Below are 25,652 nucleotides of genomic sequence, written 5' to 3'. Positions count from 1 at the left end.
ATCAGCCAGTCTGTGTTCAGGACCAGACCGACGACGGGCTGCGTTGCGCGCCTGGAAAGTATCAGCGCTCACCTCGCGGAACGATGAAGTGTCGGCCTGTGATCGTGGCGATCTTGCCGGGCATCCCGAAGCCGGTGTTGGAGACGGGCGTCGAGTACGCGAAGGCCATGGGCAGCAAGATTGTTTTCGCGCATGTGGCAACCGACCGAGTCTCCAGCCCGTCGAATCCTGACGCCAGCCATCCCCTTGACCCGATTGCGCAGCGGACTTCGATGGAAGCTGCCAAGTCAGCTATTTACAGCGCTCTCGACGCTTTCATGTCTGACTACCCGGAGGTGGATTGGGATCTGGTATGTCTGTCCGGCTTGCCGGATCAGCAGTTAGCGCATCTAGCTCACACCATCAACGCTGGATGTTTTGTCCTCGGTACCCGCAGGCCAGGGTTTCGTGCCGGTCTTCAGGAATGGCTGGATGGTTCGGTTGCGGTGCAGTTGGGACGCCGCCAGTTGCGGCCGGTCATCATCGTGCCGCTTCGAGGTGAGGACTGGGAACACCCGCTCTGTCCGTGATAGCAGCAGGATCGCGGGCCACTGCTTGTCGCTACCGCATCGGAGTTCCGGCATCTCTCGAAGGGCTTGGTGCTGGACTAGCGTCGGGGCGCGCCGTACGCACGTTCTTGCAGAACCGGCATGCGGTGGGATACGAATCCGTCCTCATAAAACGTCTGGTGGTCACCCGATACGTGTCGGTGTTGAGCCTTCAGCTGCGTTGGGAACTGATGCCCTCATACCGCGGCTTGAGCTGCACCACTAACTGGATCCCATGTCGTTAGAAATTGTGACAAGCCCCGGATGTGACGAAGGCCGGTTCGCAAGAATCTCTCCTTGTGAACCGGCCTTTAAGCGGTAGCGGGGACAGGATTTGAACCTGTGACCTCCGGGTTATGAGCCCGGCGAGCTACCGAACTGCTCCACCCCGCGTCGACTCGTCACACTATACAGATCACAGCGATGCAACACAAATCAGGTCCGGGAAGGCCCGTTCGGGATGCCCCAAAGAGTGGTGGATGCTCATTCCGGGACGCCTGATGAGATTGATCTCGAGGGTTCGCGTAAAGCGCACGGGAGGTCTATGCTCGCCGGCAAGGCACCGAGCCCAAAGGGGGCATGACGAGACGATGCGAGACCAGCTGAAAGCTGCAGGGTTAGCCGTTGCGGTAGCTTTGTCGGCCACAGGAATCGCCGGTTGCCAGTCGACTGACGACAACGTACTCACCATCGGGGCGACAGTGGCGCCTCCGACTCTTGATCTAGTGTCCAACGCGGCCGCGGCTATTCCGCAGGTTCTGCTCTATAACGTCTATGAGACCCTCATCCGGGTTGACGATTCGGGCAAGCTCGTCGGGTTGTTGGCGAAGTCGTGGACACTCTCTGATGACGGGCTCCGACTCACCTTTCACCTCGACCCCGATGCCCGATTTGCGTCCGGCGCCCGGGTGACTTCGGCTGCCGTTAAGGCTTCCCTGGAGCGTATGAGGGGTAAGTCAGCAAGTCCGGTGAACCAGGCTAGCCTGGCCGCAATTAAGGCTATTCGTACCCCGGATGACTCCACCGTCATCCTCGATCTATCGAACCGCGACAACTTCCTGCTGTTCAATCTGGCCAGTACGTCGGGCGTAGTCATCCATCCGGCGACGAAGGACCTAGCTACCCGGCCCCAAGGGTCTGGGCCGTATGTCGTCACTGAGTTCACCCCCGGGCACTCGGTGACCTTGTCTCCGTCTCCGCGCCCTTGGCACGAGGGGAATCGCCCCACCGTCCGCTTCGCTTACTACTCTGACCCGACGTCTCAGACGGCAGCTCTGCTGTCGGGGGATCTCGACGTGGTCTCCGACATGACGACCCCGCAGGCCTTATCCCGGTTTACTGGTAACCCCAATTACCGGGTGCTGCGTGGGACCACCAACGGCGAGGTCGTCCTCGGAATGAACAACACGTCGAAGGCCCTCGCAGACCGACGGGTGCGTCAGGCTATCCTCATGGCGATCGACCGGAAGGGTCTGCTTGACGTCGTGTGGAACGGGCAGGGAACTCTCATTGGATCGATGGTTCCTCCCACGGACCCCTGGTACACCGATCTGTCTCACACCTGGCCACATGATCCGGCGCGGGCGCGCAAATTGCTCGCTGAAGCCGGGTATGCCCACGGCCTCACGCTTAGGCTTCGTACCGCCGCGCTGCCCTACGCGACTGCAGCATCCAGAGTAGTGGCCTCTGAGCTCGCGCAGGTTGGCATCAACGTCGTCACCGACGAGCTAGAGTTTCCTGCCCGTTGGCTCGATGTGGTTTACACCCATGCGGATTACGACCTCACGATTGTCGCTCATGTTGAGGCTCGCGACATTGTCAACTGGGCCAACCCGGATTATTACTGGCGCTACCGCAATAAGGAGTTCAACCGTCTCATTGAGTCGGCGCGCACCGGTCCGGCTGATCGCGCCAACGAGACGATGATGCAGGCGAGCCGAATTCTGGCCACTGACGCTGCCGGCGGGTTCCTTTTCCTCATGCCGAAGATCACCATCAGTAAGTCCGGTATCGCCGGTTTGCAACGCAACTCGACGTCAATGAGTTTCGATCTGACTAAGGTGAGGAGGTCGAAGTGACCCTCTTCAAACGCGTCTTAATCCCTCTCGGGGAACTGCTGGTGTGGCTGATCGTAGCTTCTCTGGTGGTTTTTGCGCTGCTCAGTTTGCTACCGGGGGATGTCGCTCAGGTCATTCTTGGCGCTAATGCTGACCCCAAGGCTGCTGCTGTGGTGCGCTCCCGACTTGGGCTCGATCTTCCTTGGCCTCAGCGATATTGGGACTGGATCAGCTCCCTGGTGCGGGGCGACCTTGGCACCTCAATCGTCTCGGCCGAACCTATCGGCCCGCAGATTGCTTCTCGTCTTGCCGTGACCGGCTGGTTAGTTGGTTTGTCCCTGGCACTGGCTTTGCTGGTTTGCTTACCGGTAGGGGCTTATGCGGCCGTGCATCGTCGGGAAGGTCGCGGCTTTGTGGCTTCGGCGCTGTCTCAGATCTTGATGAGCATTCCTGCCTTCTTAGCTGGCATACTGCTCATTTTGCTGTTCGCGGTGACTCTCGGTTGGTTACCGGCTGGCGGCTACGTCCCCTTGCATGAGGACGCCGGTGAATGGGCGGCACACCTCGTCTTGCCAGTCTTGTCTCTTTCGATCGTTCAGGCAGCCGTCATGACGCGGTATGTGCGCAGCGCTTTCATTGATGTATTGGCCGACGATCACATGCGGACGGCACGGGCGGCCGGGTGGCGGCTGTGGCCGGCTCTGCATCGTCATGGGTTGCGCAATGCCTCGATTAGTTTGGCCACCGTGCTCGGACTTCAGGCCAGCGCGATGCTCGTCGGTGCCATCGTTGTTGAGGAAGTGTTCGTCATTCCTGGTCTTGGGTCGTATCTTCTCGACGCAGTTAGTACCCGCGACTTGCTCGTTGTGAGCGACGTCGTCATGGTCATTGTGGCCATTGTGATGGTCATCTCCTACTTCACGGATCTCATCGTCGTCGTTCTCGATCCACGCTTGCGAACGACAGTCCGCGGTGTCCAGGAGGAACATTCATGAGGCGAACAGGTCTGGTTATTGGATGTGTGCTGGTCGGACTCGTCGTCATCGCGGGGGTCGTTTCTGCGGTGTGGACTCCGCACGACCCTAACCTTGTCGTCCCAGCTGAACGGCTGATGGGGCCTAATGGGCAGCACTGGTTAGGAACTGACGGATTCGGTTCCGATATTGCCTCGCGGATGCTTGTGGGTGCCCGGACCTGCCTGCTCGTTGGCGTAGTCTCAGTGCTTATAGCGGCTGGTATCGGGGTGCCGTGGGGGATTACTTCGGCAATGTTGCCTCGTCCATGGTCAACATTCGTTGGACGCGCTGCAGATCTTCTCTACGCTTTTCCAGCCTTGCTGCTTGCCATTATCTTGGCCGCTGCCGTAGGCGGATCGACGCTGACGGGAATGGTCGCGATCGGGGTGTCGACGGTGCCAGTGTTTGCGCGAATCACGCGAACTGCCAGCCGCCAGATCCTTGCGCAGGACTACGTGGTTGCGGCGCGTAGCTCCGGGATGGCATGGAGGTCAGTGGCCTGCACCCACGTGCTTCCCAATATTGCCCCATTGATCGGGGTGCAGGCGTCTGTCTCCTATGGCACGGCGATCTTGGCCGAAGCTGCACTGAGCTACCTTGGTTTGGCGACACCGGCTACCGTACCGACCTGGGGACGTATGCTGCGGGACTCGCAGGTCTACCTTTTCGATTCACCCTGGTTGACTGTGGCACCAGCCGTGGCTATCGCGGCAGCCGTGATGGGATTTACCCTCCTTGGTGACGGATTGCGGGACTTCCTCGACCCGCGTTTGAGGGAGGTTCGTTGATGTCTTTGCTAGAGGTTAATGACCTAGTCGTCGACTTCGGACGGCACCGACACGTCGCCGTCGACCACGTAAGTTGGTCTCTGGACGCCGGTGAGCGGCTCGGGCTCATCGGTGAGTCTGGGTCGGGTAAATCCGTCACAGCCCTGGCGATTATGGGCCTGCTGCCGGGTAACGCACACGTGTCTGGTTCGGTGCGCTGGCGCGGTGAGGAGCTGCTAGGAGCTTCGGACCACGCCATGTCAGCCCTTCGGGGCAGCAGCATCGGAATGGTTTTTCAGGAACCCATGACGGCCCTGGACCCAACTATGAAGGTTGGTCGGCAGGTAGGCGAGGTGCCGCTATTGCACCGTTGTGTCACCCGCGGTCATGCCCGTCGACGTGTTCTTGAGATGCTTGAGCAGGTCGGTATTGAGGATCCGGCCAGGGTGGCGGATTCCTACCCGCATCAGCTCTCTGGTGGCCAGCGTCAACGGGTTTTGCTTGCTATGGCGTTGGTGAATTCACCAGATTTACTCATTTGCGACGAGCCAACGACTGCCCTGGACGTCACCGTGCAGTCTCAGGTACTGGCCACCATTGACGAGGTGCTCGACTCGGTTGGGGCTGCATGCCTATTCATTACTCACGACCTAGCAGTTGTCTCGCACATCTGTCGCGACCTCATCGTTATGACCTCGGGCAGGGTCGTCGAGGCCGGGTCAGCACGCGAGCTGCTGTCTGACCCTGAGCATCCGTACACTCGACGTCTGCTGCGAGCTGCCCGACTCGACCTTGTCGAGCCTGGGGCGACAATCGTGTTGGAGGATTGATGACCACTCAGATCGAGGTTGAGGATCTGCGCCTGCACCTGGGATCGCGCAAGAGAGGCATCAATGCTCTTGACGGCGTCTCGCTACATGTCGACGCGGGAGAGCGGCTAGGTGTGGTCGGGGGGTCGGGCGCTGGAAAGTCCACCCTGCTTAAAGTGATGATGGCACTACAGCAGCCAGATTCTGGGACTGTTCGTTTTAGGGGACAATCTCTCACTGATGCCCGTACCATCCGCGAGCTTCGGCGGTCCGCTGCGATGGTGTTTCAAGATCCACAGTCCTCCCTTGACCCTCGCATGAGTGTTGGGAAAGCGATCACTGAGCCGTTGCGGTCGCCGGTTGCACGACCAACGACTCGCCAACAGCGCAAGGACAGGTTGGCGAAGGCCATGACTGACGTCGGCCTTGATCCTGAATCTGCCAACCGCTTCCCACACGAATTCTCCGGTGGCCAGCGTCAACGCATCGCCATTGCTAGGGCCTTGGTTACTGAGCCTGATGTCTTACTTGCTGACGAACCCGTATCTGCGCTCGATGTGTCGGTGCGGGCCCAGGTCCTTAACTTGCTCAATGACCTGGTGAGGGAACGCGGTCTGACGATGGTCTTCGTGTCCCATGACCTGGGCGTCGTGCGACATCTGTGCGACACGGTTGTTGTCATGAGCAGCGGGCGGGTCATTGAGCGCGGTCCGCTCGCGGACGTGTATGGCGATCCGCAACATGAGGTTACTCAGGAGCTGTTGGCAGCGATCCCACGCATTCGCGTAGACGGTTCTACCGACTGACAATGGGGCGCGTCGGCCCACTTCGTCAATACTCTCACCCACCGCAACACTTTTACGGTATGGGTGAATGAGGCGCTTGATGAGGATGATCCCGTCAGTTGCGTTGCGATGGTTGTAGGCCGCGAACCTTGGATCTCCCCAATTACGATAATATTAAGCTTCCATCAATGAAGAGGCATATTTGAAGGGGAGTACGATGCAGTACATCGCCGACCGCAGCCGAGATGGCATGTCGGAGGAGCAGTGGCGCGAGGCCACTCGGTTCGACGGCACGGACTGGGGCTGGGTTATCATGAGCATCGGTATGGCGATCGGTGCTGGGATCGTCTTCCTCCCCGTTAAGGTGGGTCTTGTCGGGTTGTGGGTGTTCCTGGCCTCCTCTGTTATCGCCTATCCTGCGATGTACCTGTTTCAGCGGCTGTTCATCAACACCCTAGCTGAATCACCGAAATGCGAAGACTACCCAAGTGTTATCTCAGGATATCTGGGGAAGAACTGGGGATTCTTTCTCGGCGTGCTGTATTTCATCATGTTGGTGATCTGGGTCTTCGTGTATTCGACCGCTCTGACCAATGACTCCGCATCATTCCTGCATTCGTTCGGTCTTACGAAAACGGTGTGGTCCCACAGTCCTTGGTATGGATTAGCGGTAATCTGCATTATGGTGGCGATCGCATCTCGCGCTGAAAAAGTACTGTTCCGGATCTCGAGCTTCATGGTTCTCACCAAATTGTCGGTGGTGGTATTACTTGGCGTCATCATCGCAGGTCACTGGAGCTTGTCCAATATCGGTTCATTCCCCAGCATGGGATACCTGCTCAAGCAGACGGTGGTGATGTTGCCGTTTACGCTCACCTCGATCCTGTTCATCCAGACCCTCAGCCCCATGGTGATCTCTTATCGATCTCACTACGCTTCGATCGCCGTGGCTCGACATAAGGCACTGCGGTCGATGAACATCGCCTTTGGGGTGCTGTTCGTCACAGTGTTCTGTTACGCTATCTCGTTCAACTTGGCGATGGGGCACGACGAAGCTGTAAAAGCCTACGAGCAAAACATCTCGACCCTCGCCATGGCCGCTCAAGGCATGGGCGGAAACGCAGTAAAGATCATGTCCTTGTTGCTCAACATCTTCGCGGTCATGACGGCTTATTTCGGCGTCTTCTTGGGATTTCGAGAAGCCTGCAAGGGAATCGCGATGAATGTGTTGCATCGGATTATTCCCTCGGATCGAATCAATGAGAAGCTCGTCGGTTGGTGCATCCTTGTTTTTGCGATTCTGGTATCATGGGGAGCCATTCTAATTAATGCTCCTGTCCTGAGCTTTACTTCGATTTGCAGTCCTGTGTTTGGAATGATCGGATGTCTCATTCCAGCGTATCTTGTGTGTAGAGTACCGGAACTACACAAGTACAAAGGTCCAGGCTTAGTACTCATTATCGTTACCGGCATCCTTTTAGTTGTCTCGCCATTCCTGGCATTCAGTTGATTCTCTGACGAATTCCGAGGAAAGGACAAATCATGGCGCCTACTAAACTTACTGATGGGGGTTTTGACCGCCCCGAGTGCTTAAGTGCCCCACCGGCTACCGTCACCAAGCTGTCGCCGGGGGATGTCGATCAGCTTCTCGACGCCCTCCACGTCGGAGTGGTACCGGCTACCGGGTGTACCGAGCCGGTAGCCCTTGCCCTTGCGGCCGCCCGTGCTCGGCTGGCCTTGGGGCTGGGTGAGGAGCTGCCCGACGATCTGCGTATTGAAGCGCGAGTCTCACGGAACATCATGAAGAATGGCATGGCGGTCATGGTGCCCGGCACCGGGCTACCAGGACTGGAGATTGCAGCTGCGATTGGAGTGGTCGAGGGTGATCCGAATGCTGGCCTGGGGGTGCTTGCACAGGTAACCGAGGATGGTGCCCAGCGTGCTCGTCGGTTGGTGGACTGCGGTGCGGTCCGTCTGTCGGTGGCTGAAATGGACGACGATGTCTATGCCGAAGCTGTGCTGTTCGCTGGAGGGCACCGGGCCCGGGTCTGCATTGCGGGGGACCACACGAACGCGTACCTGGAGACTCGAGATGACGAGGTGTTGGTGAACCGGGAACGGCCAGCGGCCGACCATGTGAGTCCCACAGCAAAGTTCCTCCGTACTCTTACCTTGGCGCAGCTGGTCGATTTTGCTCACACTGTTGACCTCGGACGTATTGAGTTCATCGCTGATGCGGAACGTCTGAACAGCGCGTTGGTTGTCGCGGGCCGAGATAGTTCCTACGGCGTTGGGGTGGGGGCTGCGATGCTGGGAGCCATCGAGAGCGGACTTAGCTCGGACGACCTGTGTTCTATGATGACCGCCCAGGCCGCAGCCGCCTCGGATGCCAGGATGGGTGGCGCACCGCTACCGGCAATGACAAACAGCGGATCTGGTAATCAAGGAATTGTTGCTACCGTCCCGGTGATCGTTGCCGCTGATCGCACCCATGCCTCACGGGAACTGCGGCTACGGGCACTCACTTTGTCTCATGCCGTAGCGTTGTATGCGCACGCAGGCCTGCCAGTGCTGTCCGCATTCTGTGCTGCTGCGACGGCCGCGATGGGCGCGGCAGCTGGAGTGTGTTTCATCTTAGATGGCAGCTACGAGTCCATTGAGCGAGCGGTATCGTCCATGGCTGGAGACACTGTCGGCATGGTGTGTGACGGCGCCGGATGCAGCTGCGCGCTCAAGGTGGCGGCCTCGGTCAACGCCGCCGGGCGGGCCGTGGTGCTGTCGTTGGCGGGACGGCGGGTGCCAGGCACTAACGGGTTGGTGCATGACGACGTCGACGCCGGTCTGCGAGGCATCGGACGTTTGGCGACTCACGGGATGAAAGAGACCGACTCTGAAATATTATCGATCATGATGGCAAAATCAGACCGCCAACCGTACTGACCGCATGCCGGAGGTGAGAGATTCGGTGGTTATGGTCCTCCGTGTTAGGAGAGGGCGGATACTGAGTCGTCGCGGCCTCCGGCTGCTAGAGCCTGGGTTTGCTCGGAAGATATAGACAGCGTTTCCAAGTATCCGTGGGGATGATTCCACCCACTGAGACGTCCGCAACGGTTCAGCCCTACCCTCTCCATAAACTGGCGGTCATGAAGGCGCTCCTACTCGAAAACATCCATGATGAAGCCGTCCGAACGTTGAAAAAAGCCGGTTATCAGGTCGAGCGGGTGAGTGAAGCTCTTGATGAGGACGACCTCATCAGTGCCCTTGATGGAGTTGATCTGTTGGGTATCAGGTCACGCACCCGGGTCACCTCTCGGGTCGTTGAAGCCTGTGGCGACAGCCTCACTGCGGTTGGCGCCTTCTGCATTGGTACCAACCAGATGGATCTTGGTGCATTAGCCCAGGCTGGCATCCCTGCCTTTAACGCCCCTTATTCCAATACTCGTTCAGTCGTCGAGCTTGTGATGGCGGAAATCATTGCGTTGGCCCGTCGTCTCGGCGATCGTAACACGCAAATGCACAATGGCGTGTGGCGTAAGTCGGCAATTGGATCCCACGAGATTCGTGGACGCCGACTAGGAATTATCGGCTACGGCAATATTGGCCAGCAGCTGTCGGTTGTAGCAGAAACCATGGGGATGCAGGTCTTTTTCTATGACATCGCCGACGTCTTGCCCATGGGCAACGCTCACAGGTGTGAGTCCATGGAAGAGTTGCTGGGGAGCGTGGAGACGGTGTCCCTCCACATTGATGGGCGCCCCAGCAACAACAACCTTATTGGTGCTCGCGAATTCGCCATGATGCGACCGCGGTCCCTCTTCCTGAACCTGTCGCGAGGCAAGGTCGTCGACATCGATGCCCTCGTTGACAACCTACGCACTGGACACATCGCCGGTGCCGGAGTGGACGTCTATCCCGAAGAGCCGGCGTCCGGTAAGGAACCCTTCGTCTCCGCGTTGCGTGAGATGGACAATGTCATTCTCACCCCGCATATTGGCGGCTCCACTCAAGAAGCCCAGGTCGATATTGGTCGTTATGTCGCCGGGAAGCTCATCGACTATGTCGAGAATGGCGCCACCGGAATGAGCGTTAATCTCCCCGAGATCACCCCGTCGCCTCGCACCGGTGCTCGTATCGGGCACCTGCATCGCAATGTCCCAGGTGCTATGGCAACTGTGAACCGACTCGTTGCCGATCAAGGAGGCAACGTCACTTACCAAGCCTTGGCAACAAAAGGGGAACTTGGTTACTGCGTTCTCGACATTGCTGAGACCGACGGTGGGCTGCTCGCCAATGTCACGGGTCTCGAGGGGACGATTCGGGCTCGTATCCTCTGACTGAGGACGGGGAACGAGGGTCCTGATGACCGACGCTCACGGTTCGGGCTGAACCATGGCCAGCGCCTCGGTGTGAAGAAAACCGTTTGACGCCATGGCATTGCCCGACCAGGGGCCGTCCCTGCCATCGAGCCCGGTGAATTTACCGCCAGCTTCGGTGACGATGATGTCGAGGGCTGCCATGTCGTGGAGGCCGAGTTCGGGCTCGCATGCCAGATCGACGACGCCTTCGGCCACCATCATGTAGGACCAGAAGTCGCCAAAGGCCCGGGTACGCCACACCGACCGCATAAGTTCACCGAAACCGCGCCCTCGTCCGCTCTCCACCCAGCCGTGCAGAGAAGAATAGGACAAGAATGCGTCGTCGAGGCTACGTACATTTGAGACGTGGATCGGTGTTGCCGATGCGAGGGATTTGCCAGTCCATGCCCCCAGGCCGCGGGCAGCCCACCAGCGCCGTTTAAGAGCAGGAGCAGAGACCACGGATGCCACGATCTCGTCCTCGACGCTGAGGGCAATAAGAGTGGCCCACACCGCAACCCCACGTAGGAAGTTCGCAGTGCCATCGATCGGATCAATGATCCAACGGCGTGGTCCGTCGCCGGTATCGCCGCGCTCCTCGCCATGGACGGCGTCCCGGGAGCGCATCCGCGACAGTGTCCGGCGCACCGAATCTTCGACGGCGAGGTCAGCGTCAGTGACCTCGGAATGGTCAGGCTTGGTCGAGATCGTGAGGTCCCGTGCGCCGAAGCGGGACATCGTTAAAGAATCCGCGTTGTCAGCGAGGATGTGTGCCAGACGAAGGTCATCGGTATGGTTGGCCATACCCACACCATACTGGGATGAGCGCCACATCGAGCAGATGAGGCGGCTTTGCGAGTTCCGAAGAGTTTGCTGATGCGTGTTGAGTATGCGCACTGTGATTTCAGGTGCTGTAGTTCGCGGCCCCGTGACACCATTATTTATCTCAAGCTTGACGATGATGCCTTCGACTGCATCCAAAAGGGTTCCTTCGACACCCGATACGTGCCCCATTTGGGCTCGCAGGATAGGGAGGTAAACGGTATCGCCGCGTTTTGCGTCGTATGTCGCCGCTGAGATGTGCGAAGAATCGATAACCAGGACAGTCCCAAGGACTGCGTAATGCGTCTTGCCTTCTGCTCAGCGGGGGGCAGTAGCCCCCAATAGCCGGCGAAACGAATCCACCCGAGATTGCTGCACTCGCCCATCGGATACGGCGTCGTCGAGTGCGCACTCCGGGCTGCTATCGGTGTGATGGCATCCGCGGGGGCAATCGGCGCAAACGGCATCAAGCTCTTCGAATCCGGCCAGAGTGTCCTTGGCGTTGACATGGGATAGCCCGAATGATCGCACCCCTGGGGTATCGATGATCCAACCGCCCTCGGGCAACGGGATCGCTTCAGCGCTGGTAGAGGTATGTCGTCCTCGTCCAGTGACGCCATTGACGCGCCCAGTGACCCGGTTGACACCGGGGACCAGAGCATTAATAAGGGTTGACTTACCAACACCCGAATGGCCGACGAGAACGCTCACCTTGCCCGTGAGAAGCTGGTGTAACTCGGTGAGGTCTGTTCCCGGCCGACTTGTGGTGACGGGTATTCCCAGCTCCGAATACATCGCGACGAAGTCGTCACCGCAGGCGAGGTCAGCCTTAGTGAAGCAGAGGATGGGGAAGACTTCCGCAGCGTGGGCTGCCACCAGGATGCGATCGATCATGCCGGGACGAGGCGGGGGATCGGCAAGAGCGGTGACGACGACCACCTGATCGGCATTAGCGACGATAGGGCGTTCATAGGGGTCGGTGTCGTCTGCGGTTCGCCTGAGTACTGTGGCACGTTCTTCGGTGTGCACGATCCTGGCTAGGGACCCTTCGGTTCCAGATACGTCGCCGTCAAGCCGTACCCTGTCGCCAACAATGACAGACTTGCGACCGAGCTGCCGGGCTTTGGCGGCGGTCACGTCCACACCGTTGTCGAGACGACAGCGATAGCGGCCACGATCAATGGTGATGATGGTTCCAATCGGCAACAACGAGTGGTCAGGACGCTGCTTGGTTCGCGGCTTGGTGTGGCGCCTGGGCCGGTCATAGGAGGACCAGTCGCGCGTGTCAATTCCGGAGGAGGCTAAACGTCGAGGAGACACGTCAAACCTCCTGAATGAGATCAGCCCACATCTGCGGGAACTTCGGCATGGTCTTTGACGTGCAAGTGATGTCATCGAGCTCGATTCCGTCGATGGCAAGGCCAAGAAGAGCCCCGGCATGAGCCATCCGGTGATCGGCGTGGCATCCGAATTTTCCACCGTGCAGTTTGTCGGCGCCGTGACCAGCGATGTCTAGGCCATCGCTAGTGCGCCGGATCTCAACGCCTAAGTTGGCCAGTTCATGCTCGAGAGCAGCAAGGCGATCGGTTTCATGGCCGCGAATGTGCGCCACGCCACGGATACGCGAATGACCGCGAGCAAGACAGGCAGTAGCTGCGACGACTGGTGTAAGTTCGCTGACCTCATGGAGGTCGACGTCGAGAGGGCGCAGCCCTTGCCAGCCTTGAGCGCTGATAGTCACAGAACCGTCAACATAGGACACCGTCGCCCCCATCCTTTCGGCGATTCCCACGAACTGCGCCCCAGGCTGGGTGCTGTTTGCCGGCCACGACGGCACCGTCACAGACCCGCCGACAATTAAGGCAGCTGCGAGGAATACCGCGGCATTGGTGAGGTCAGGTTCGATGACGTCATCAAGAGCATGTATCGGCCCAGGGCGTACCACCCAGTGGCATGGTTCGTCTGAGACTACGGTGACGCCTCGGTCTGCCAGCATGGCGCAGGTCATGGCGATGTGAGGGGCCGACGGCAGCGACGCCCCATGATGACGAAGGTCAATTCCCTGCGGGAAACGGGCCGACGCCAACAATAGGGCCGAGATGAATTGGCTCGATGCCGCCGAATCAATCGTGACCTGTGGGCCGCCAAGACGGCCCGGGGCATCCAGGGAAAATGGCAGTCGGTGGGAATCAACTTTGACGCCGAGCTGGCCCAACCCATCGAGAACTGGCCCGATAGGGCGTCGAGAGGCTTGCTCGTCGCCCACAAACCGGGTCCGGCCAGGCACCAGGGCGGCCACGACGGGAAGGAACCTCATGACGGTACCGGCTAATCCACACTCAATCGGGCCGACGGGACGAGCCAGGCCTGGCACGACCCGAATGGAGGAGGGGCCGATGGGCTGGATGTCTGCCCCGAGCTGTCGCAACCCGGCCGACATGAGAGAGGAGTCTCGCGACGCCAAAGCGCCATCGAGGACGCTGGGCCCGTCACTGAGAGCTGCGAGGACAAGGGCGCGGTTTGTCTGGGACTTTGACCCCGGGACCACAACACGCCCCGCGAGGCGGTGTTCGGCTCGCGGGGCGGTCCACGGCTGCTGGTTAGTCAGCAATCTTCTTCTGAGCCTTCTTCGACTTTTTCTGGGCCTTCTTCTGAGTCTTAGCGGCTTCCTTTTGGGCCTTCTTCAGCCTCTTGCGGGCCGACCTCGACAGGTCGTCAACCGACGAGGCGATAGCCTTGTGCTGGTCGCTGGCCGCCGAGGAAACACGGCGCTGGGTGTCGGCCGCACGCCAGGCCAGGCTGGGGCGGCCTGCGGTGTCGCGGGAGGCCATCATTGCCCCACCAAGCAAAGCGACGTTGCGCAACAAGACGGCGCGAGCGGCGGTGCGCTCGTCTTTCGGTGAGGACTTGTCGGGGATCGAGGCGAGCACATGCGGGATCATCGTTGCAGCAACGACGCCGGCCCCAGTGCGACGAGCAAGGCCGGTTGCCATTCCTAGGCCGCCGAAGGCCTGGGCGGCGCCGGTGGCGCGGACGAGGGTCTTGGTGTCCTCAGGAATGTAGGCGCCGACAGACGCTGGCAGTGCGCGCTGCACCAGAGGGAGGAGACGGTCCGTGACCGGCTCGGCATCCTCCACAAAGGAATCGGGCTTCATCGCGGAGTTCGTCCCCTTAACGATGAAGTAACTGGCGAACATGGTCCGGCCCAAGCCTCGGATGATACTCATGGACATATGTCTACCGCGCCGAAGCCTTCCGCGGTAGCTAACTGGGCATAATTTTCGCCAGATGATGACGAGTTGCGGGAATACCGTAGCCTGACACGTGTGTTAACACACCATGACCGCTGCCCTTGCTCCCTCTCGTACTTTGCGGAGGCCTCGTTCCTCCCGGGGTCGGCGCTGTGCACTAAGCTGGGCCACGATGATCACACGTGAATCCGAGGCCAGGATGGATCGTCGCGTGGACGCGTCGGGCACCGTGGACGTCACTCAAGAGACCGATGCCCAGCGGGCGCAACGGTTCGAGCGTGACGCCCTTGAATACCTTGACCAGCTCTATGGCGCCGCGTTGCGCATGACTCGCAACCCGGCTGACGCAGAGGATGTTGTCCAAGAGGCCTATGCCAAGGCGTTTTCCTCGTTCCATCAGTTCCGGCCTGGCACGAACCTGAAGGCTTGGCTGTATCGCATCCTGACGAATACCTACATCAACTCGTATCGCAAGGCTCAGCGCCGTCCCCAGACGTCAGATGATCAGGACGTCGAAGATTGGCAGATCGCCAAGGCTGCCTCCCATGACAGCAATGGCTTGCGTTCTGCGGAGTTGGAAGCCCTAGATGGGTTGCCGGATCAGCAGATCTTAGACGCTCTGGACGGGTTGTCGAATGAGTTCCGCCAGGTCGTTTTACTGGCTGATGTCGAGGGTTTCGCATACAAGGAAATCGCTGAAATCATGGGCACTCCGATTGGGACCGTGATGAGTCGATTGAATCGCGCTCGCAAGCAGCTGCGTAAGCAGTTGGTAGACGTCGCAGGCGCCCGAGGGATCGGTCCTCGGGCCGGACAAGTAGATGAAGAGGACCTTGGTCGTCCCGAGATGGCCCCTAGCACAGACAAGGAGGGGTCACGATGACGCAGTTCGCTGATGACGAGGAATCCTGTTGCTGGGTCATCAATCACCTCCAGGAATTCCTTCACGGAGAAATGAGCGAGCACGGCGCTGATGCCTTCCGTCGTCACATCGCAGCGTGCGAAAGTTGCATGGATGAAGCTGACATGGAAGCTGCCGTCTCTCGAGCCCTCAAGCGGTGCAACCGCACGGTGGCAGCTCCCATGCAGTTGAGAAGTCGCTTGGTACAGATGCACGTCTCATACCGCTGGCAAGCTTGAGATCGGTTTGTGCTTCTGAGCATCAGGCAGCGGGCATAAACGAGTAAGACCCCCGTCCATGCGGACGGGGGTCTTACTATCCCAAAACTCAGGCGTTGGGACGCTTGCCGTGGTTGGCGCCCTTCTTGCGACGCGCACGACGCTTACGACCAGTCTTGCCCATGGCGCTCTCCTTCCTGAGGGGTCATAAACCTCCCTACTGATGAAGGAGGGTCCGCGCGGATGCGCGGCAACGACGATCAATTCTGCCGGATTGGGCGGTCTTGACCCAAATCGAAGCACTGAGTTTCGCAGATCCCGGTATCAGGTGGAGCTGGGTCGGCTTCTGTCACTAGAGTGACGGCATGCCTGCCCTCAACCGCATCGTCGCCGAACGGACTCGTCTCGATGACACCGATATCAGCTGGCTCGAGGACCTCGTTGACGACTGGCAAATGCTTGCGGATACGTCTTTCTCCGACCTCATCTTGTGGGTTCCAGATAGGGACCCAAACGTATTCTGGGCCGTTGCTCAGGTGCGTCCAGACACCGGTCCGACTGCTCTGGAGGACGACGTCGTCGGTGAATCTGTCGCCTATGACGACGAGAGCCTCGTCACTGAAGCCTTCATGAGCGCTGAGATGTGTGAGACCAGCGATAACAAGCTGTCTGCTGGCATTCCTGTTGATGTCTGGGCGATCCCGATCGTTCGCCATGGGGATGTCGTCGCCGTCGTTGAAAGGCACACCAACCAAATGGGGGTGAGGGCACCGGGTAACACCGAGGATAGCTACCTTGAAATCGCCGACATCCTCTCCGAGATGCTCCACCATGGTAGGTTCTCGCGCTTCCCAGGCTCTGATCGAGCGCTTGCTCCAAAAGTAACTGACGGCGTGATCCGCGTGGCCGCCACGGGCATGATTACCTTTGCCAGCCCGAATGCACTATCGGCATTCCGTCGTCTGGGGCTTGCTGGTGACCTGGATGGGGAATACCTCATTCCGATGGTGCGAGAGCTCTGCCCGAAGCTGCGTGAGGTCGGCCAATCGCTGACCTTGGACTTGGAAGGACGCTGGCTTACCGAGACTGATATCGAAAACTCCGAGGCCACGCTGCGGGCCCGCGTGATTCCGCTGCAGACCTGGCTCGACGATGTTGAAGTCTCGGCCGGCACATTGATCCTTATTCGTGATCTCACCGAGTTGCGAGACAGAGACCGTCAGCTCGTGACTAAAGATGCTACGATCCGAGAAATCCATCACCGGGTGAAGAACAATTTGCAGACAGTTGCCGCACTGTTGCGCATGCAGTCACGACGTATAAGTAACCCGGACGCCAAGGATGCCCTGAAACAGGCCATGGGCAGGGTATCGGCCATCGCTGTCGTCCATGAGATTCTCTCGCAGAACTTTGAGGAACAAGTGGCCTTTGACGAGGTTGCTGATCGTATCCTCCACATGGTGGGGGATGTGGCGGCCTCATCCGGGTCGGTGGTAGCGCGACGAGAGGGCAGTTTCGGTGATGTCCCTGCTGAGACTGCTACCGCACTATCACTAGCGACGACAGAATTATGTCAAAACGCCATCGAGCACAGCCTGGATTCATCCTCTGGGAATGTCATCGTGCGGCCACACCGTACCGATGACGCTCTTGTCGTAGACATTGTCAGCGACGGTAAACCGTTACCAGCAGGATTCTCGCTAGATGACCACCGCAGCTCGTTAGGGTTGTCGATCGTGACGACTTTGGTGCAGGACCTCGATGGCACGTTCACCCTGGAGAACAACTCTGACAGAGTCGGAACCTGTGCGAGGCTCGTCATCCCGCTTCAGCGGATGTGACTTCTACCGACCAGATGATGGCCACCGGCGGCGAGCTGTGAGCGGGTCAGGAACGACGCACGCGGGAGCGGGACTGACGGCGCTTGATCGCGCGCCTCTCATCCTCGCTCATGCCGCCCCACACGCCGTGGTCCTGGCCGGCTTCCAGAGCCCAGGCCAAGCATTCGGCGCGAACCTCGCACCGGGCGCAGACCTTCTTCGCCTCCTCGATCTGGGCAAGGGCCGGGCCAGTGTTTCCAATCGGGAAGAACAGCTCGGGATCCTCACTCAGGCAGGCAGCCCTGTGGCGCCAGTCCATGCCTCTTCGACTCCTTCTCCCCGGCGCAACCCAGGGCACGTGTGTGAATGCGGGTAGATGACCCATCGTGCCGCATGGCCGACGGGATGGCTATACGGCAGTAGGTAGCCATGAAAGTGTGGCAACCGTCGAATACTTTGACAAGAGCATCCACCGTAGGACGAACATCCTCGCACGAATCGCTCGGACGCGATGCACGTTGGTCCGGGCGAGCACGCTACAAGGAGTTCGCAGCCAGTTCGATTATGATACGTCTTCGGTCCACCCGCGCAGGAGCAAAAGCCATGATTCCGTCAAGTGAACACGACATGCGATCGTCTGCGCGTCCTGGCGGGATCCCGACGACCGTGTTGGTTGCCACTGCTGGAACTTGGATCAGCTCCGTGGCCTTACTCGTTGTGGCCATCAGGGTAATCGTGTCAGGTCGGAATATGTTCGGCGCTGGGGTCGGGGCCATGCTCATCATCTATGCGGGCCTCGTTGCCCTCGTCGGATGGTTGGCCGTCAAGGGCCGGCCCTCGGCCCAGGGATTACTTGTGGCGAGCGGCCTCTTGCACCTCGTGGTGCTGGTGTCCATGCAGCGTTCCGATGGGCCAGCGTGGTTCTGGGTCGTGGCTATTATCCCGGCAACAGTCGTTATTGCTTCATTGGTGCCGCGATCTCGGGCCTGGCTCAGAGGCTGACAACGGCTACCGAGCCAAGAACCAGTCTGTCTGTGAGAGTTGGTGTATGGCGCTCAATCATCCTCGTCGTCGAGCCTGGCAAGGAAGGTAGCAAGACGCTCCACCGGAACTTCAAATTCGGGGTTGAGGTCGACGAAATGACGCAACTCGTCGGCGAGCCAGGCGAAGGTAATGTCCTCTTCTCCACGACGGTCTTCTAGTTCCTCAATACCTCTGTCAGTGAAATACATGGGCCCATCATGCACCACGGGGCCATCTGGTGAGAGATGGCCCCGTGGTGCAGTCGTCGGGTCGCTCAGGCCAAAGCCTTCTCAAGCAACTCCTGCTCTTCTCGAACATGGACGCTGTGCTGCCCTACTGACGGAGCCGAGGAGGGCGGGCGGGTGACGGCGGTTAAGCTGTCAAGGAATCCTGGCAGCTTCTCCGACATGGCCCCAGGAAGATGGGTCAACATGTAATACCAGGCACCCTGGTTCTCTGGCTCTTCCTGGACCCAGCGGACGTCAGTGACGTTGGTGTAAGGCGCGAGTACCTCAGCCAACTCGTTGGCCGGTAGCGGGTAGAGACGTTCCATCGGGATGATGGCGAGCTGTCCGTCAAGACCAGCAGCCTTACGTTGCTTGACCAGCTCCCACCGCACCTTGCCAGAGCACAAGATAATTCTCGTAACGACCGACGGATCGGTAATCGACCGGTCAGGTAAGACCGGACTCCACGTACCGGTGGTGAAGTCTTCGGGATCCGAGGTTGCCATCTTGTTCCGCAGCATTGATTTCGGCGTTGCGATAATGACTGGACGATGCATATTGACGTACGCATGCTGGCGCAATAAGTGGCAGTAGCTTGCCGGGGTCGAGGGCTGGCAGACGGCCAAAGCGTCTTCACTGCAAAGATTGAGGAAGCGCTCTAAACGGGCCGACGAGTGATCAGGTCCCTGACCTTCGTATCCGTGTGGCAGCAGCAGTACGACTCCCGACTTTTGGCCCCACTTAGAGCCGGCCGAGGCGATGAACTCATCGATGATCGTCTGAGCACCGTTGGCGAAGTCGCCGAATTGGGCTTCCCACAGCACCAAAGAATCCGGGCGGGCAACAGAGTAGCCGTACTCAAATCCCATCGCTGCGTACTCGTTGAGCGGAGAATCGAAGACATCGAAGTGCCCCTGCTCACCTCCGAGGTGATTAATCGGGACGTAGAACTCACCGGTCTCGTGATCCACTAGCGCCGCAAAACGCTGGGAGAAGGTGCCGCGGCGGCTGTCCTGGCCGGCTAGGCGGACGTGTACACCGTCATGCAGGAGGGAGCCCAACGCGATCATCTCGCCAGTGGCCCAGTCAATGCCGCCCTCACGGATGTGCTTGGCGCGTCGTGCCATCTGTGGGGCGACCTTGGGGTGAAGATTGAAACTCTCTGGCAAGTTCTCGTGGGCCTGGGCGACGGCTTCCATCGTGTCAGGCTCGACATTGGTCTGGTGCAGGCCGCTGTGCTTGACCGGGTAGTCCGGCACACCGCTGTAGGGCTCAGGTGTCGAGGTGGCCTCGCGAACCTCCTTGAATACTGTCTCCAGACGGGAGCGGAACTTTGACATCACAGCCTCGGCGTCCTCGGTAGTGATATCGCCGCGACCAATGAGGCTCTCGGTGTAGAGCTTGCGGGGCGAGCGCTTCTTGGCAATGAGGTCGTACATATGCGGCTGGGTGAAGCTCGGGTCGTCACCCTCATTGTGGCCGCGCCGGCGATAGCACACCACGTCGACGACGACGTCGCGATGGAAGGTCTGGCGATAGCCGTAGGCAATATGAGCTGCGTGGACCACCGATGCGGGATCGTCTCCGTTGACGTGGAGGACCGGTGCGCCAACGGCCTTAGCGACATCAGTGCAATAGGTCGAGGAACGACCGTCGCGCGGGGAAGTGGTGAATCCAACCTGATTGTTGACGACGACGTGGATGGTGCCACCCGTGCGGTAGCCCCCAAGCTGGCTCATCTGCAGGGTCTCGTAGACGACACCCTGACCCGCGAACGCAGCGTCGCCGTGCATGAGGATGGGCAGCACCGGGAAGTCTTCGGGGTTACCGAGGGCGTCAAGCTTGGCCCGGCAAATACCTTCAAGAACTGGATCGACGGCCTCAAGGTGGCTGGGATTGGCAGCGACCGATGCCTTAATGGTGCTACCCGAGGCGGCGGTGAACTGGCCCTCGTCACCGAGGTGGTATTTGACATCTCCGGATCCCTGAGAATTCACTGGCTCGACATTGCCTTCGAATTCACGGAAGATCTGTCCGTATGATTTGCCGATGATGTTGGCTAGCACATTGAGCCGGCCACGGTGCGGCATGCCGATGCAGACCTCGTCAAGGCTGTCGTCAGCCGCGAGATTGCATAGGGCTGCCAGCAAGACGATGGCAGACTCGCCGCCTTCAAGGCTGAAACGCTTTTGACCGACGAATTTGGTCTGCAAGAAGGTCTCAAAGATCTCGGCCTCGTTGAGTTGATCGAGGATCTGCAGATGCATTTCCCGGGAGAGCGGCTGATGTTCCTTTTCGAATCGGTCTTGGAACCACTTTCGCTGCTCGTGGTCGGCGATGTGCATGTACTCGATGCCCATCTTCGAGGCGTACGAGTCACGTAGGATCGTGAGGATCTCGCGCAGGGTCATGGTGGCCCGGCGCTGACCAGCGAAATTCGCGATCGGGAAGGTACGGTCGAAGTCCCACAGTGTCAGCCCGTGGCTGTTGAGCATGAGGTCGTGGTGGAAACGAGGCCGGTACTCGATGGGATCGAGATCAGCCGAGAGATGGCCGAAGCGGCGCCAAGAGTTGATGAGCTCGATGACGCGTGCCTGCTTGCCGACTTGGTCAGCGCGGTTGGCCTGACGGTCGCTGGCCCACTGGACAGGGGCGTACGGAATACGGAGGGACTCGAAGATGTCTTCATAGAAGCGGTCGGCTCCCAGCAACAACTGATGTATGCGGCGCAGGAACTCTCCAGACTGAGCCCCCTGGATGATGCGGTGATCGTAGGTAGAGGTGAGCGTGGTCACCTTAGAGATACCCAACTCCGCCATTCGCGTGGGGGAGTTGCCCTGGTAGGCGGCGGGGTAGTCGATCGATCCAACCCCGAGGATCATGCCCTGACCAGGCATGAGGCGAGCGATGGAGTGATTGGTGCCAAAGCCGCCCGGATTCGTCAGAGAGGCGGTAACTCCCTTGAAATCGTCGATGGTCAGCTCATTGGTGCGGCCCTTCCGGACGATTTCCTCGTAAGCTCGCCAAAAATCGAGGAAGTCCATCTGCTCGGCGCCCTTGATAGCGGGCACGACCAACTTGCGCGACCCATCCGAGGCAACGACGTCGATGGCCATGCCGAGGTTGATCTGATGGTTTTCGATGAGGTGCGGTTTACCGTCAATCTCGGCATACGCATTGTTCATGGCGGGCACCGTTTTGAGAGCCTGAACCATGGCATAAGCCAGGATATGAGTGAAGGAAACCTTGCCGCCCTTGGCCTTCTTGAGGAAGGAGTTGATCATGGTGCGCTGCTCGATGACCAATTGCATCGGGACGTCACGCACTGTCGTGGCTGTCGGCATGGTTAGCGACTGATCCATGTTCTTGGCGGTGCGCATCGGTGCACCTTTCATCTTCATTACCGTCGGCTCGACGGTCTCGAGTTTGGCGCTATGCCGCGGTGCGTCTGCCGACATGGGAGGACGAGCAGGCTGCTTTTGGGGCTTTGGCGTCGGGTCGGGGGGCGTGTCTTTGGCCTTCGGGGTTGTGACCGGCGCGGGCTTGCCAGCAGGGGCAGACTGCGGCTTCGTGACAGGCTTGGGGGCCGATTCGCGGGGGGATTTCTCAGTAGCAGGCTGTTCGCTAGCGGCAGATTTAGTCACCGTGCCGGTGGACTTGGCTGCCTCCTGGCGAAAGAACGTAGCCCAGGCCGGATCGACTGAATTCGGATTGTTCTGGTATTGGTCACGCATCTCTTCGATGAGCCAGTCGTTAGCTCCAAAATCAGGAGAGTTGTTGGACTTGTCGTGTGGGGCGGGACTCACCACTGCCTTCTTCCGTCAAACCGTCGTCTCGAGCGCTCGCGGAACCTCTATACAGGCCCTTCGAGCTGCGCTGCTCTGTCTGTGTTCATTGACCCAGACGTGATGATGGTAGCCGGATTGACCATGTCATCCCAACAATTTAGACATATCGAGGAACAGCTGGACCCAACCTCTAAAATGTGATATAAGTCACGATCGGTCGGGTGTGGCGTGACGCGGTCTACCTAGCGTCGCGGTCGGCTGTGCGGGCAAGTGCATGCGCAGGCTCGCCACCAACGTTGCAATGCACGCTGCAAAGGTCATGACGACCAGCACATTGCGGCTAATAAGTAACCAGCCGATACTTGATGACCCTTCCAGGATCTTTGGGTAATACAGGGGATACACCTGCTGGGTCATGAAGGCGGTAACGGCCATCAGCGCGGCGACGATCCAGCACCACGTGCGCGCCCAGGACAGGGCGTCAGGATCACCAGGGGCCCTGGCCTCGGCCGAGACACGATCCAAGATCATTGCAGTCGGAGCGGCCCACCAGACGAAATACTGTGGAGACAGGGTCTTATTAGCCATGATGAGGGCACCAATGATGACGAGGTCTGCTATGACAGCGGTACGGTGATCAAGGCCGTTTCGCCGCCACGAGACAACAGCCCAACCGATGGCTAAGGCGATCGCGAACACCATGAGTCCGGTGGAGACGAGCTGCCAGCCAGCCACGCTCGGGCCGAAGACCTCATAAGCGTTATAGCTCGACATTCTGACGGTGTGGTCACCGTGAGGATTCCGGAAATAGTGGATCATCGGAATAGAGGCGGGCACCGACTCGATTTGCAAACCGCGGCCAGACTGCCACGTCAGCGGTGAGATGAGACGCTCCCACCCACCCGCGAGAAGTGAGCCCAGGGCGAGCCCAAAACCAGTAATAGCGAAGGCGATGAGACGCCGCACGGCGGCTCTATGCCGGGAGATCATGGGCAAGATAAGGAGGGCAGGCCACAACTTTGTTGCGGCACCCAATGCGATCATCGCGCCGCAGGCTGCCGGATGGCGTCGGTACCACAGGGCCGCCAGCCCCATGCAGACCGCGGGAACCATGTCGAAGCGATTCCACATAATCGGCCCGAGGAGGGGCACTAGAACGATCCACCACAGTGCCCCCGAGCGGTGGCCGTCATGCCACATCGCTACGGCCAGGATGGCGTCAAGTAGCAGCATCGTCGTCGAAAAGACCATCGGGAAGTACGCGTCGCCTCCGGCCCAATAGAGGGTCCGCATGAACCACACAACAGGCAGTGGGTACTCCGGTAGGACCGACGAATCTGGTTGTCCGCTCGACATCCACCACAGGTAGTACTGGACGTCACCGGTGATGTAGTTCGATGACGGCTGGATAAAGACGTGGAGCATGGCGAGTCGACCCACTGCCCATAGCGCAGCTGCGCTTGCAGCGGACAACAGCGCCGCTCGAGATCCCTGGCGATCTGTTTTGACGTCATGTGAGGACACGGACTGACACCCTATCTGGTTAATCCAGGTATGCCGTGATTGACATCTTTGAGCGCTCCCGGAGGGATTCGAACCCTCGCTCCCGCCTCCGGAGGGCGGTGCTCTATCCCCTGAGCTACGGGAGCCGGTAGGCCCGAAAGCCCCGACCATCTGTTGAGTGTAGCGCACTGATGGGTTGCTTGCCATTCAAGACCGCGAGCGTGAACACCCTGTGATCGTGTCGGTAGCCTCTGGCATGGTGGATATATGACGCACATGCACGTTGCTGGCTCGGTTCACGCCGATGTCGCGGCTGCCGGCCCGCAGTGGCTGACCTTGCCTGATGACGTTAACGCATTGGACCCTGCGCTTTGGTCAGCATCGGCTGATCGTGGCGACGATGGAATCGTTGAGGTGGCCGGGGCGGCTGTCACCGAGCTGGCGTCGCAATACGGATCTCCTCTTTACGTGCTCGACGAGTCCGACTTCCGGCAGCGGGCACGGACCTTCCGTGACGCTTTTTCCGGGTGGGACGTCTATTACGCTGGAAAGGCTTTTTTGACCCGCACAATCGCCTCATGGATCGATGAGGAGGGCCTGTTCTTGGATACCTGCACCGGCGGCGAGCTCATGACAGCCCTGCAGGGTGGGATGGATCCTACCCGGATCGGGTTGCACGGAAATAACAAGTCGGTAGACGAACTGAAGTTAGCTCTGAGCGCCGGGGTTGGGCGGATCATCGTCGATTCCTTAGATGAAATCACGCGTATCGAGCAATTGTGTCGGGAAAACGGCTGGCATGCCCGCGTCATGGTGCGAGTAACTGCAGGTGTCGAAGCGCATACCCATGAATACATTGCCACCGCCCACGAGGATCAAAAATTTGGTTTCTCAATCGCCAATGGTGCCGCGATGGTTGCCATGGTGAGGTGTCACACGAGCGACGTCATCGACCTGCTGGGTATTCACTCCCACATCGGTTCTCAGATCTTCGATACCGCTGGTTTTGAAGTGGCGGCTCGTCGCACGATGAAGCTTCTCGAGCAGTTCCGTCAGGCCACCGGGCGTGCCCTCCCTGAACTCGACCTTGGCGGTGGGTTCGGTATTGCCTATACCAGTCAAGATTCTCCGGCTACCGCTGAAAGCCTCGCTGAGGCCCTTCGCGAGATCGTCACCGTTGAAGCTCGGGGGAGGGGTATGGAGGTTCCCCATATCTCTGTGGAACCTGGCCGTGCGATTGTAGGACCGACGATGATGGCCCTTTATACCGTCGGCACCGTGAAACCAGTCGATCTGGACACCGGAGCCCAGCGGATTTATGTCTCCGTTGATGGCGGAATGAGCGACAATATTCGCCCTGCCTTGTACGCCGCAGAGTACTCGGCCGTTATTGCCAACCGGACGTCGAAAGTGGCGCCAATACTGTGCCGCATCGTAGGCAAGCACTGTGAGGCCGGCGACATCTTGGTGCGCGACGTCTACCTGCCCGGTGACGTCTCCCCGGGGGATGTTATAGCGGTGCCCGGAGCCGGGGCCTATTCCAGGTCGATGGCTTCCAACTACAACCATGTACCGCGTCCGGCGGTCGTGAGCGTCGACGAGGACCGGGGTGTGTCGGTGCTGCTACGCCGAGAAAGTATCGACGATCTCCTTGCTCTCGATTCAGGGCCGGTCCGTGCCGAGGTGCCGTGCCCATGACATATCGAACAGCCCTATTCACGTA

At 59.3% G+C, this 25,652-nt stretch carries 23 protein-coding genes and 2 tRNA genes; 14 read left to right on the top strand and 11 right to left on the bottom strand.

Annotation, left to right across the window (positions count from 1 at the left end; all coding sequences use genetic code 11):
* Positions 1–83: 83 nt before the first annotated feature.
* Positions 84–569 carry a universal stress protein gene (locus A5483_RS06265; RefSeq protein WP_176607854.1) on the top strand — a complete coding sequence of 162 codons (486 nt, stop codon included), beginning with the start codon at positions 84–86 and terminating at the stop codon, positions 567–569.
* A 337-nt stretch (positions 570–906) separates the two neighbouring features.
* On the opposite strand, the gene A5483_RS06260 is transcribed toward A5483_RS06265, so the two are convergent.
* Positions 907–980, bottom strand: a tRNA-Met gene (locus tag A5483_RS06260).
* A gap of 197 nt (positions 981–1,177) precedes the next feature.
* Here A5483_RS06260 and A5483_RS06255 point away from each other — a divergent pair.
* The 8 genes from A5483_RS06255 (at position 1,178) to serA (ending at position 10,355) form a co-directional block, all read left to right on the top strand.
* Complete coding sequence (locus A5483_RS06255) at positions 1,178–2,665, top strand: ABC transporter substrate-binding protein (protein ID WP_063811256.1); 1,488 nt, start codon at positions 1,178–1,180, stop codon at positions 2,663–2,665.
* The gene (locus A5483_RS06250) at positions 2,662–3,639 is read left to right on the top strand and encodes an ABC transporter permease (protein WP_063811255.1); all 978 of its coding nucleotides are present in this window, start codon (positions 2,662–2,664) and stop codon (positions 3,637–3,639) included. Before A5483_RS06255 ends, A5483_RS06250 begins: the two co-directional genes overlap by 4 nt.
* The gene (locus tag A5483_RS06245) at positions 3,636–4,448 is read left to right on the top strand and encodes an ABC transporter permease (RefSeq protein WP_063811254.1); all 813 of its coding nucleotides are present in this window, start codon (positions 3,636–3,638) and stop codon (positions 4,446–4,448) included. The genes A5483_RS06250 and A5483_RS06245 overlap by 4 nt, the downstream gene beginning before the upstream one ends.
* A complete protein-coding gene (locus A5483_RS06240) occupies positions 4,448–5,257 on the top strand; it encodes an ATP-binding cassette domain-containing protein (RefSeq protein ID WP_063811253.1) in 810 nt (269 codons plus the stop codon). The genes A5483_RS06245 and A5483_RS06240 overlap by 1 nt, the downstream gene beginning before the upstream one ends.
* Complete coding sequence (locus tag A5483_RS06235) at positions 5,257–6,042, top strand: ABC transporter ATP-binding protein (RefSeq protein ID WP_002548369.1); 786 nt, start codon at positions 5,257–5,259, stop codon at positions 6,040–6,042. Before A5483_RS06240 ends, A5483_RS06235 begins: the two co-directional genes overlap by 1 nt.
* Before the next feature lie 229 nt (positions 6,043–6,271).
* On the top strand, positions 6,272–7,531 hold the full coding sequence (locus A5483_RS06230) for an SLC5/6 family protein (protein ID WP_063811333.1): 1,260 nt from the start codon (positions 6,272–6,274) through the stop codon (positions 7,529–7,531).
* Between the two features lie 32 nt (positions 7,532–7,563).
* Positions 7,564–8,961, top strand: a complete 1,398-nt coding sequence (locus tag A5483_RS06225; RefSeq protein WP_153023080.1) for an L-cysteine desulfidase family protein — start codon at positions 7,564–7,566, stop codon at positions 8,959–8,961.
* A gap of 203 nt (positions 8,962–9,164) precedes the next feature.
* The gene (serA, locus tag A5483_RS06220) at positions 9,165–10,355 is read left to right on the top strand and encodes a phosphoglycerate dehydrogenase (RefSeq protein WP_063811331.1); all 1,191 of its coding nucleotides are present in this window, start codon (positions 9,165–9,167) and stop codon (positions 10,353–10,355) included.
* Between the two features lie 36 nt (positions 10,356–10,391).
* On the opposite strand, the gene A5483_RS06215 is transcribed toward serA, so the two are convergent.
* The 4 genes from A5483_RS06215 to A5483_RS06200 all read right to left on the bottom strand — a co-directional run bounded on the left by A5483_RS06215 (position 10,392) and on the right by A5483_RS06200 (position 14,431).
* On the bottom strand, positions 10,392–11,180 hold the full coding sequence (locus A5483_RS06215; protein ID WP_042842564.1) for an inositol monophosphatase family protein: 789 nt from the start codon (positions 11,178–11,180) through the stop codon (positions 10,392–10,394).
* Positions 11,181–11,516: 336 nt separating this feature from the next.
* Positions 11,517–12,518, bottom strand: coding sequence for a ribosome small subunit-dependent GTPase A (rsgA, locus tag A5483_RS06210; RefSeq protein ID WP_063811252.1), 1,002 nt, complete (start codon positions 12,516–12,518; stop codon positions 11,517–11,519).
* A 1-nt stretch (position 12,519) separates the two neighbouring features.
* On the bottom strand, positions 12,520–13,809 hold the full coding sequence (gene aroA / locus A5483_RS06205; protein WP_063811251.1) for a 3-phosphoshikimate 1-carboxyvinyltransferase: 1,290 nt from the start codon (positions 13,807–13,809) through the stop codon (positions 12,520–12,522).
* The gene (locus A5483_RS06200) at positions 13,799–14,431 is read right to left on the bottom strand and encodes a DoxX family membrane protein (RefSeq protein ID WP_002548647.1); all 633 of its coding nucleotides are present in this window, start codon (positions 14,429–14,431) and stop codon (positions 13,799–13,801) included. The genes aroA and A5483_RS06200 overlap by 11 nt, the downstream gene beginning before the upstream one ends.
* Positions 14,432–14,621: 190 nt before the next feature.
* Between A5483_RS06200 and A5483_RS06195 the strand changes: the two genes are divergently transcribed.
* The gene (locus A5483_RS06195) at positions 14,622–15,332 is read left to right on the top strand and encodes a sigma-70 family RNA polymerase sigma factor (RefSeq protein WP_063811250.1); all 711 of its coding nucleotides are present in this window, start codon (positions 14,622–14,624) and stop codon (positions 15,330–15,332) included.
* Positions 15,329–15,589, top strand: a complete 261-nt coding sequence (locus A5483_RS06190; RefSeq protein ID WP_002548482.1) for an anti-sigma factor RsrA — start codon at positions 15,329–15,331, stop codon at positions 15,587–15,589. Before A5483_RS06195 ends, A5483_RS06190 begins: the two co-directional genes overlap by 4 nt.
* Positions 15,590–15,677: 88 nt before the next feature.
* Here A5483_RS06190 and A5483_RS12705 read toward each other — a convergent pair whose 3' ends face one another.
* Positions 15,678–15,752 (bottom strand): 50S ribosomal protein bL37, encoded by a 75-nt coding sequence (locus A5483_RS12705; protein WP_369797015.1) that lies wholly within the window; start codon positions 15,750–15,752, stop codon positions 15,678–15,680.
* Positions 15,753–15,933: 181 nt separating this feature from the next.
* On the opposite strand from A5483_RS12705, the gene A5483_RS06185 reads away from it, so the two are divergent.
* A complete protein-coding gene (locus tag A5483_RS06185; protein ID WP_002548777.1) occupies positions 15,934–17,409 on the top strand; it encodes a sensor histidine kinase in 1,476 nt (491 codons plus the stop codon).
* A 46-nt stretch (positions 17,410–17,455) separates the two neighbouring features.
* On the opposite strand, the gene A5483_RS06180 is transcribed toward A5483_RS06185, so the two are convergent.
* The gene (locus A5483_RS06180; RefSeq protein ID WP_002513444.1) at positions 17,456–17,707 is read right to left on the bottom strand and encodes a WhiB family transcriptional regulator; all 252 of its coding nucleotides are present in this window, start codon (positions 17,705–17,707) and stop codon (positions 17,456–17,458) included.
* Positions 17,708–17,991: 284 nt separating this feature from the next.
* Between A5483_RS06180 and A5483_RS06170 the strand changes: the two genes are divergently transcribed.
* A complete protein-coding gene (locus tag A5483_RS06170) occupies positions 17,992–18,390 on the top strand; it encodes a hypothetical protein (RefSeq protein ID WP_002548458.1) in 399 nt (132 codons plus the stop codon).
* 53 nt (positions 18,391–18,443) lie between these two features.
* Here the strand turns inward: A5483_RS06170 and A5483_RS12115 are convergent, their stop codons facing one another.
* The 4 genes from A5483_RS12115 to A5483_RS06150 all read right to left on the bottom strand — a co-directional run bounded on the left by A5483_RS12115 (position 18,444) and on the right by A5483_RS06150 (position 24,075).
* Positions 18,444–18,620 carry a DUF6104 family protein gene (locus A5483_RS12115; protein ID WP_042842566.1) on the bottom strand — a complete coding sequence of 59 codons (177 nt, stop codon included), beginning with the start codon at positions 18,618–18,620 and terminating at the stop codon, positions 18,444–18,446.
* A gap of 65 nt (positions 18,621–18,685) precedes the next feature.
* Positions 18,686–22,447: a multifunctional oxoglutarate decarboxylase/oxoglutarate dehydrogenase thiamine pyrophosphate-binding subunit/dihydrolipoyllysine-residue succinyltransferase subunit gene (locus A5483_RS06160; RefSeq protein ID WP_063811249.1), complete on the bottom strand. Its 3,762-nt coding sequence runs from the start codon at positions 22,445–22,447 to the stop codon at positions 18,686–18,688.
* A 186-nt stretch (positions 22,448–22,633) separates the two neighbouring features.
* Positions 22,634–23,851 (bottom strand): glycosyltransferase family 87 protein, encoded by a 1,218-nt coding sequence (locus A5483_RS06155; protein WP_063811248.1) that lies wholly within the window; start codon positions 23,849–23,851, stop codon positions 22,634–22,636.
* Between the two features lie 152 nt (positions 23,852–24,003).
* Positions 24,004–24,075, bottom strand: a tRNA-Arg gene (locus A5483_RS06150).
* A gap of 121 nt (positions 24,076–24,196) precedes the next feature.
* On the opposite strand from A5483_RS06150, the gene lysA reads away from it, so the two are divergent.
* Positions 24,197–25,627, top strand: a complete 1,431-nt coding sequence (gene lysA / locus A5483_RS06145) for a diaminopimelate decarboxylase (protein ID WP_063811247.1) — start codon at positions 24,197–24,199, stop codon at positions 25,625–25,627.
* Positions 25,628–25,652 lie beyond the last annotated feature (25 nt).

The organism is Cutibacterium namnetense (assembly GCF_001642025.1).
GTDB lineage: Bacteria > Actinomycetota > Actinomycetes > Propionibacteriales > Propionibacteriaceae > Cutibacterium > Cutibacterium namnetense.
The sequence above is the reverse complement of the archived record's forward strand: the minus strand, read 5'-3'. Positions and strand labels throughout refer to the sequence as shown.

Excerpts from the sequence above, each read along its gene's own strand:
- A5483_RS06265 (WP_176607854.1), top strand. The coding sequence starts at position 84 with ATGAAGTGTCGGCCTGTGATCGTGGCGATCTTGCCGGGCATCCCGAAG.
- A5483_RS06255 (WP_063811256.1), top strand. The coding sequence starts at position 1,178 with ATGCGAGACCAGCTGAAAGCTGCAGGGTTAGCCGTTGCGGTAGCTTTG.
- A5483_RS06245 (WP_063811254.1), top strand. The coding sequence starts at position 3,636 with ATGAGGCGAACAGGTCTGGTTATTGGATGTGTGCTGGTCGGACTCGTC.
- A5483_RS06240 (WP_063811253.1), top strand. The coding sequence starts at position 4,448 with ATGTCTTTGCTAGAGGTTAATGACCTAGTCGTCGACTTCGGACGGCAC.
- A5483_RS06235 (WP_002548369.1), top strand. The coding sequence starts at position 5,257 with ATGACCACTCAGATCGAGGTTGAGGATCTGCGCCTGCACCTGGGATCG.
- A5483_RS06230 (WP_063811333.1), top strand. The coding sequence starts at position 6,272 with ATGTCGGAGGAGCAGTGGCGCGAGGCCACTCGGTTCGACGGCACGGAC.
- A5483_RS06225 (WP_153023080.1), top strand. The coding sequence starts at position 7,564 with ATGGCGCCTACTAAACTTACTGATGGGGGTTTTGACCGCCCCGAGTGC.
- serA (WP_063811331.1), top strand. The coding sequence starts at position 9,165 with ATGAAGGCGCTCCTACTCGAAAACATCCATGATGAAGCCGTCCGAACG.
- A5483_RS06215 (WP_042842564.1), bottom strand. The coding sequence starts at position 11,180 with ATGGCCAACCATACCGATGACCTTCGTCTGGCACACATCCTCGCTGAC.
- A5483_RS06200 (WP_002548647.1), bottom strand. The coding sequence starts at position 14,431 with ATGTCCATGAGTATCATCCGAGGCTTGGGCCGGACCATGTTCGCCAGT.
- A5483_RS06195 (WP_063811250.1), top strand. The coding sequence starts at position 14,622 with ATGATCACACGTGAATCCGAGGCCAGGATGGATCGTCGCGTGGACGCG.
- A5483_RS06190 (WP_002548482.1), top strand. The coding sequence starts at position 15,329 with ATGACGCAGTTCGCTGATGACGAGGAATCCTGTTGCTGGGTCATCAAT.
- A5483_RS06185 (WP_002548777.1), top strand. The coding sequence starts at position 15,934 with ATGCCTGCCCTCAACCGCATCGTCGCCGAACGGACTCGTCTCGATGAC.
- A5483_RS06180 (WP_002513444.1), bottom strand. The coding sequence starts at position 17,707 with ATGGACTGGCGCCACAGGGCTGCCTGCCTGAGTGAGGATCCCGAGCTG.
- A5483_RS06170 (WP_002548458.1), top strand. The coding sequence starts at position 17,992 with ATGATTCCGTCAAGTGAACACGACATGCGATCGTCTGCGCGTCCTGGC.
- A5483_RS12115 (WP_042842566.1), bottom strand. The coding sequence starts at position 18,620 with ATGTATTTCACTGACAGAGGTATTGAGGAACTAGAAGACCGTCGTGGA.
- A5483_RS06155 (WP_063811248.1), bottom strand. The coding sequence starts at position 23,851 with ATGCTCCACGTCTTTATCCAGCCGTCATCGAACTACATCACCGGTGAC.
- lysA (WP_063811247.1), top strand. The coding sequence starts at position 24,197 with ATGACGCACATGCACGTTGCTGGCTCGGTTCACGCCGATGTCGCGGCT.